Origin of the sequence: Cytobacillus purgationiresistens (assembly GCF_030813235.1) — a bacterium.
GTDB classification, from domain to species: domain Bacteria; phylum Bacillota; class Bacilli; order Bacillales; family Cytobacillaceae; genus Cytobacillus; species Cytobacillus purgationiresistens.
Genome location: NZ_JAUSUB010000037.1, coordinates 37,603 through 44,917, shown reverse-complemented (window position 1 = coordinate 44,917; position 7,315 = coordinate 37,603). Strand labels below are relative to the sequence as shown.

Here is a 7,315-nt window from a genome sequence, read left to right as displayed (position 1 = left end):
GAACATGATTTCAGTGAAATCCCGCAAATTCATGTTGCAATCCAGCGATTAGAACATGATTTCAATGAAATCCCGCAAAATCATGTTGCAATCCAATGATTAGAACACGATTTCAGTGAAATCCCGCAAAATCATGTTGCAATCCAGCGATTAGAACATGATTTCAGTGAAATTCAGCAAATTCATGTTGCAATCCAACGATTAGAACATGATTTCAGTGAAATTCAGTAATTTCATGTTGCAATCCAGCAATTAGAACATGATTTTAGTGAAATTCCGCAAATTCATGTTGCAATCCACCGATTAGAACATGATTTCAGTGAAATCGCGCAAATTCAAGTTGCAATCCAGCGATTAGAACACGATTTCAGTGAAATCCTGCAAATTCAAGTTGCAATCCACCGATTAGAACATGATTTCAGTGAAATTCCGCAAATTCAAGTTGCAATCCAGCGATTAGAACACGATTTCAGTGAAATCGCGCAAATTCAAGTTGCAATCCAGCGATTAGAACACGATTTCAGTGAAATCGCGCAAATTCAAGTTGCAATCCAGCAATTAGAACATGATTTCAATGAAATCCTGCAAAATCATGTTGCAATCCAGCGATTAGAACATGATTTCAGTGAAATCCCGCAAAATCATGTTGCAATCCGCCAATTAGAACATGATTTCAATGAAATCCCGCAAAATCATGTTGCAATCCGCCAATTAGAACATGATCTCAATCAAATCCAGCAATCCAATGTTCTAATCCAGCCCTACCTAACAAAAATGAAATCATTCCCATCAAATCTATGTTTACCTCCAAACAACAAGGGAATGCATTAAATATAGACAAAATAACAAAGGAGCTTGATTATAAATGCGCAAACTTACACAGCACTTTATTAATGGAGAGTGGACCAATTCTACTGGGTCTGAAACGATAGACGTGATTAATCCAGCTACTGAAAAAGTCATCGGTAAGATTAGCTCAGGAACGAAGGAGGACTTGGATCGTGCGGTTCAGGCAGCTAAGGATGCCTTCCCAATGTTCTCGCAAACATCCGTTGATGAGCGGATTGAGCTTTTAGAAAGAATAGCAGATGAATATGAAAATAGAAAAGATGATATTATCCAGGTTATTACAGAAGAGTTAGGATCTCCTGTTTCGCGAAGTGAGGCTGTTCATTACCAAATGGGTCTGCAGCATTTCAAACAAGCAGCAAAGGAACTGAAATCGTTCAAATTCGAAGAGGAACGCGGCAATACCTTAATTCGAAAAGAGGCCATTGGTGTAGCGGGATTGATTACACCATGGAATTTCCCAACCAACCAGACATCTACCAAGCTAGCAAGTGCGTTTGCAGCAGGAAGTACTGTAATTTTAAAACCGGCTTCCAATACCCCATTTGCCGCAATACTTCTAGCTGAGATTTTCGAAAAAGCTGGTCTGCCTAAGGGTGTTTTCAACCTTGTTACGGGTTCAGGTTCAACGATTGGAAATGGCATTAGCTCACACCCTGATATTGATTTCGTTTCGTTCACAGGGTCTGGAGATGTAGGCCAGAAAATCATGGAGAATGCAGCGGAAAGCATCAAAAAGGTTTCACTTGAATTAGGTGGAAAATCTCCACTCGTCATTTTAGATGATGCGGACGTGAAGGGAGCGGCCAAAACAGCCGTTGCCAATATAGCTATGAATACAGGTCAGGTATGTACGGCAGCTACTCGGACACTCGTACCAAAAGCGATGCACGATGAGTTCATTGAAGCGGTAAAAGAAGCCATATCGAAATTTCCAGTTGGAGACCCACAGGATAAAAATATCGCAGTTGGCCCAATTGTTGATGAAGATCAATGGAAATCTGTTCAGTCCTATATTAAAAAAGGAATGGATGAGGGGGCTACCCTTGTTGCTGGTGGTACAGGAAAGCCAGAAGGACTTGAGCAAGGTTATTTTGCAAAAATCACCGTCTTTACTGATGTGAAGAATGATATGACCATCGCACAAGAAGAAATTTTTGGTCCAGTGATGTCCATCATCACTTACGATAATCTAGATGAAGCAATTGAAATTGCCAATGATACCATCTATGGTTTAGCTGGTTATGTATACGGAAAAGACAAAGAAACGCTTCAAAAAGTGGCGAAGAGCATACGTGCTGGTCAAGTACAAATCAATAATCCGAGACCTGATTTCTCTGCTCCATTTGGAGGATTTAAGCAATCAGGTATCGGCCGAGAGTGGGGAGACTTTGGAATTGAGGAGTTCCTTGAGCCTAAGGCCATTTTAGGATTCAATGCATAATTGACCTATATGGGATATAAAACTTAAACCATAAACAGGAAGCCATTCGAGATTTAAATGCTCTCGGATGGTTTTTTTTGCTCGTTAGATAGTTATTCGGGATAAAGCTCAACGTTAGGTGGTGACCAATAGTCAACAACAAGCATTAAAAAGGCAATCCCATCCATTGGCTTGAATAAACTTCATTCCCCAATTCCTTCCATATGTATTTCCTTGATTTCATCCTATACTTCATTATATAATTTCATTATAACTATAACGTAATAGTTTGATAGGAATGAAAGAAATCAGATTACTTTTATATATAATTTCATTTTTTCCTTAATGAATAGTTAAAAGTGAAACGTATTACTTTGAGAAGTTAAACGAAGGAATTATAAATAGATAAAAATTAATAAGTGTACTTAAAGAGGAGGAATGGACATTGGGAAGGCGATATTGCGAATTGGTCAAGTGGCGAAATTAAGCGGATTAACTTCAAGGACGATTGATTACTACACGCAATGCAATTTGCTGCATGTAGAGCGATCCTCTTCAAATTATCGTTTATACCCTGAAGATGTTTTAAAAACGCTAAAAAGGATAAAGTATCTAAAACAGCAGCGAATGTCTATTTCTGAGATTCAGAGAATCATTCATCAGCAAGATACACAAGGGGTAGAAACGATTGTAATTGAAGTTCAGGACGAAATTGATAGCTTGAAGCGAAAGCTTAATCTTTGGGATGAGAAGTTGAAAGAATTTCCAAAAGATGAAAAACAACGTGTTTTTAGCACACTTGAAGATGAATTAACAAATTTAATGAAACTATTGACTTTACTGTAACTATTTCTGGAGGTGAATCCCTCAGGTTGGGGGAAATAATTGGACATAATTACCATTACAAATCTTATTTTACTCGTGATATTGCTTGCTTTAACGGCGTTCTTCGTTGCTTCTGAGTTTGCCGTAGTTAAAATCCGTATGTCAAGGCTTGATCAATTGATTGCTGAAGGAAACAAAAAGGCGATACTGGCTAAAAAAGTAGCAACTGATCTCGATTACTATTTATCTGCGTGCCAGCTCGGTATTACGGTTACTGCATTAGGATTGGGTGCGTTAGGGAAACCAGCAGTTAAGAGCCTTATGTATCCTGTCTTTGAATGGTTGGACGTATCTGATGCAACAGCTTCAATCGCATCTTATGCCATAGCTTTCATTCTAGTAACTTATCTGCATGTGGTTGTTGGCGAGATGGCACCGAAGACATTGGCAATCCAATTCTCGGAAAAAATGACCTTATTGCTTGCTGCACCTCTTTATTGGTTCGGTAAGATTATGTACCCGTTCATTCAAACGTTAAATGGTGCATCACGTGTGCTCCTTCGTTCGTTTGGTGTACAGCCGGCAGGACACGAACAAGCTTATTCTGAGGAAGAGCTGAAGATCATCATGGCTCAAAGCTTTCAAGGCGGAGAGATAGATCAGACGGAACTGAAGTATATGGAAAACGTCTTTTCATTTGATCAACGTGTAGCCAAGGATATTATGGTACCGAGAACAGACCTTGTCACAATAGATAAGGATATGAGCTATGATGAAATTATCAGTATTTTGGATGAGAATAATTATACGAGATACCCTGTTGTAGAAGAGGGAGATAAAGATAAAATCATCGGGATTGTGAATGCGAAAAAGATGCTCAGCCATATCGTTTCTGGAAGAGAAGGCAAGCTTGAAGAATACGTTCGTGATGTGCCTTTTATTGTAGAGGTAACAAGTATTCAAGATGCGCTTTTGAAAATGCAGCAGGAGCAAGTGCATATGACTGTAGTCATGGATGAATACGGTGGTACTTCCGGTATTTTAACAATGGAGGATGTATTAGAGGAGCTTGTTGGTGAAATTCGCGATGAATTCGATGAGGATGAAGTGGCGGATATTCGCAAATTAGCTGACAATCAATATACGATTAATGGCCGTGTACTTTTGGAGGAGCTTGAGGACCGGTTTGGCCTGGTGTTCGAAGACAGTGAAGAGATAGATACCATTGGCGGCTGGGTTCAATTCAAAAACCTTGAAATTGTTCAACATGGTGATGAGATTATAGATGGTAAACATAAATGGACAGTTGCTGAAATGGATAATTACCAGATTAAACAGGTTGTATTCCATCAGCATGCTGAGACCGAAATAGCAGAATAAGCAAATCATTAATTTATTTAATCATCTTGGAGGTGAATCCCTCATAACAGAGGGAAATAATTGGACGGTATAATCATATTAAATTTATTTTTAGTCGCTGTTTTTATTCTTCTTACAGCATTCTTCGTAGGTGCTGAGTTCTCGATTTTGAAAGTCAGAATGTCAAGGATTGATCAGCTGATTTCAGAAGGTAATAAGAAAGCAAAGTTAGCGAAAAAAGTGGCGCATGATCTAGATTATTATCTATCTGCTTGTCAGCTTGGCATTACGATTACGGCTTTAGTGCTTGGTGCGTTAGGGGAACCAACTGTACAAAAGATCCTGGAGCCTGTATTTGATGAATTTAATGTTCCAGCAGCCATAGCAACTGTGCTCTCTTATTTCATAGCGCTCGCAATCGTTACATTTTTACATGTTGTGATTGGAGAGCTTGCACCGAAGACGCTGGCAATTCAGTATGCTGAAAAAATGACATTGATCTTGGCGCCGCCTTTATTCTGGTTTGGGAAAATAATGAGTCCTTTCATTCGAATTTTAAATGGTTCGGCACAACTGCTTCTTAAAATATTTGGCGTAAAGCCGGCTGGTCATGATACAGTCCATTCTGAGGAAGAATTAAAGCTGATCGTGACACAAAGCTTTGAAGGCGGCGAGATCAATCAGACCGAACTAGCCTATTTAGAAAATATTTTTGCATTTGACGGGCGTTACTTAAATGATATTATGATTCCAAGGGCTAACATGGTTACGATTGAAAAGGACATGGCTCTAGACGAAATGATTAATGTGATTGATGAATATTCATATACTCGCTACCCAGTGACGGACGCTGAAAATCCTAAGGATGACTTTATCGGTTTCATTAATACAAAAGAGATGCTCACAAGTATAGCAGCGGGAAGAGAAGGCAGCATCAATGACTTTATCCATGATGTCCCGCGCTTTAAGAATTCAATTTCAATTAAGGACGTCTTCTTGAAGATGCAGCTAAGCCGCACACATATAGCGATTGTGACAGATGAAAAGGGTGTTACTCTCGGGCTTGTGACTATGGAAGATATTTTAAAAGAAATTGTCGGTGAAATTCGTGATGAATATGATGGCAATGAGATCTATGCAACATAATTTTCACTATTAATACTTTTAGTGAAATTTCAATTGACGTTTCTTCTATGATTCTATAATATTGTATAAGTTGATACCCGAACACAGTCGGGAGAGGTTCATAGCTACAAACCCTCTATAAAAAACTATGGAAACATGACGATACGCCATGTCCATACTGGACGTGGCTTTTTTTGTCCAGTTAAAGTGCTGATTCCGTCTAGTTTCTTCATTGGTTTGAAATAGAATGAGCCTCTTTCGAAAAGTGTTGGGATACATATATTCGAGGAGGTTTTTTTATGTCTGGCCGTAAAAGTGAAGAAGGATTAAATGATTTAAAACTATTGGGGAACCAACATACACAATACCCGTCTGACTATGCCCCCGGGGTGTTAGAGGCAGTTGACAGCCTTCACAGCAACCGTGATTATTTTGTGAAGTTTAATTGTCCGGAGTTTACTAGTCTATGTCCGATTACAGGGCAGCCTGATTTTGCGACTATGTATATCTCATATGTACCGGATCAGAAAATTGTAGAGAGCAAATCTCTCAAACTTTATTTGTTTAGCTTCAGAAATCATGGCGATTTTCATGAGGATTGTGTCAATATCATAATGAACGATCTAATCAATTTGCTTAATCCAAGATATATTGAGGTTTGGGGGAAATTCACACCGCGTGGCGGCATCTCGATTGACCCATGGTGCAATTATGGGAGACCAGTAACAAAATATGAAGAGATGGCTGATTACCGATTGATGAATCATGATCTCTATCCAGAAAAAGTAGATAATCGATAGGAGATTGACATGATTTTATACTTAAATGGCATTTATGTAGGATTGCTCATTTTAGCAAATATTGTAGCTGTAAAGCTTTTTAGCATTGGAGACCTTGCCATTCTTCCGGCTGCTGTTGTCATATACATTTTTACCTACCCGATTATCGATGTCATTGTTGAGGTTTATGGAAAAGAAGAGGGGCGGAGAACTGTCAAAGCAGGGCTGATGACACAAGTGCTTGCGATTGTTTTTATCCTCATTACGATCAATCTGCCAGCTGCACCTGTTTTCGCTGAACAAGCGTCTTTTGAGACGATATTAAGCGGGAGCTTCCGTGTCATACTTGCCAGCTTGATTTCCTATGCCATCAGTCAAAACCTAGTTGTGTATGTTTTTAATAAACTGAAAAATAGACATGGACGGAAGAAATTGTGGCTGCGCAATAATGTGTCAGTAATGATTAGCCAATTAGTAGATACTACGATCTTCATTACAATTGCTTTCTATGGCACGATGCCGACAACCGTACTAGGCGGTCTCATTCTTTCACAATATGCTTTTAAATTCATTGCATCCATTTGCATTACACCACTAGTGTACTTAGTCGTAAACTTTGTGAGACGTCAAGAAGCGAAGATAGTTGAACAGGTTTAGGTAAGATGCTTTCCGCTATATGCGGGAAGCATCCTTTAATGTTATCATCGCATAAACGGGGCTGAATATAGTAATGGAGGGAGGGGAGAAGATGAATCAGAAATATTATGGGAAGAGGTAAAATGCCAAGAAGTGCCGTTTACCTTTCCGCCACAGCAACAATATAGACAGCCGGGACTTGAGTATTTAATGGTGCCGCGTCCCATATACGATAACCCCAAATATATCGGAACGAGAAAATTAAAGGATAAGGTCGCTATTATACCCGATGAAAAGGGGCGGGCAACCATATGAGCTT

6 protein-coding genes, 1 pseudogene and 1 riboswitch are annotated in these 7,315 nt (G+C 39.2%); all 7 genes and pseudogenes read left to right on the top strand.

Annotated elements, in window-relative coordinates:
- Positions 1-865 precede the first annotated feature (865 nt).
- Positions 866-2,293: an aldehyde dehydrogenase family protein gene (locus tag J2S17_RS25440; protein WP_307479319.1), complete on the top strand. Its 1,428-nt coding sequence runs from the start codon at positions 866-868 to the stop codon at positions 2,291-2,293.
- Positions 2,294-2,710: 417 nt separating this feature from the next.
- On the top strand, positions 2,711-3,118 hold the full coding sequence (locus J2S17_RS25435; RefSeq protein ID WP_307479316.1) for a MerR family transcriptional regulator: 408 nt from the start codon (positions 2,711-2,713) through the stop codon (positions 3,116-3,118).
- 39 nt (positions 3,119-3,157) lie between these two features.
- Positions 3,158-4,477, top strand: coding sequence for a hemolysin family protein (locus J2S17_RS25430; protein ID WP_307479314.1), 1,320 nt, complete (start codon positions 3,158-3,160; stop codon positions 4,475-4,477).
- Between the two features lie 60 nt (positions 4,478-4,537).
- A complete protein-coding gene (locus J2S17_RS25425; RefSeq protein WP_307479311.1) occupies positions 4,538-5,602 on the top strand; it encodes a hemolysin family protein in 1,065 nt (354 codons plus the stop codon).
- Positions 5,603-5,689: 87 nt separating this feature from the next.
- Positions 5,690-5,737, top strand: a riboswitch (PreQ1 riboswitch).
- 143 nt (positions 5,738-5,880) lie between these two features.
- A complete protein-coding gene (gene queF / locus J2S17_RS25420) occupies positions 5,881-6,381 on the top strand; it encodes a preQ(1) synthase (RefSeq protein ID WP_307479309.1) in 501 nt (166 codons plus the stop codon).
- Positions 6,382-6,390: 9 nt separating this feature from the next.
- Positions 6,391-7,017, top strand: coding sequence for a queuosine precursor transporter (locus tag J2S17_RS25415; RefSeq protein ID WP_307479307.1), 627 nt, complete (start codon positions 6,391-6,393; stop codon positions 7,015-7,017).
- Positions 7,018-7,119: 102 nt separating this feature from the next.
- Positions 7,120-7,281, top strand: a pseudogene (locus J2S17_RS25410) (NAD(P)-dependent oxidoreductase); the annotation flags it as partial.
- Between the last annotated feature and the right edge of the window lie 34 nt (positions 7,282-7,315).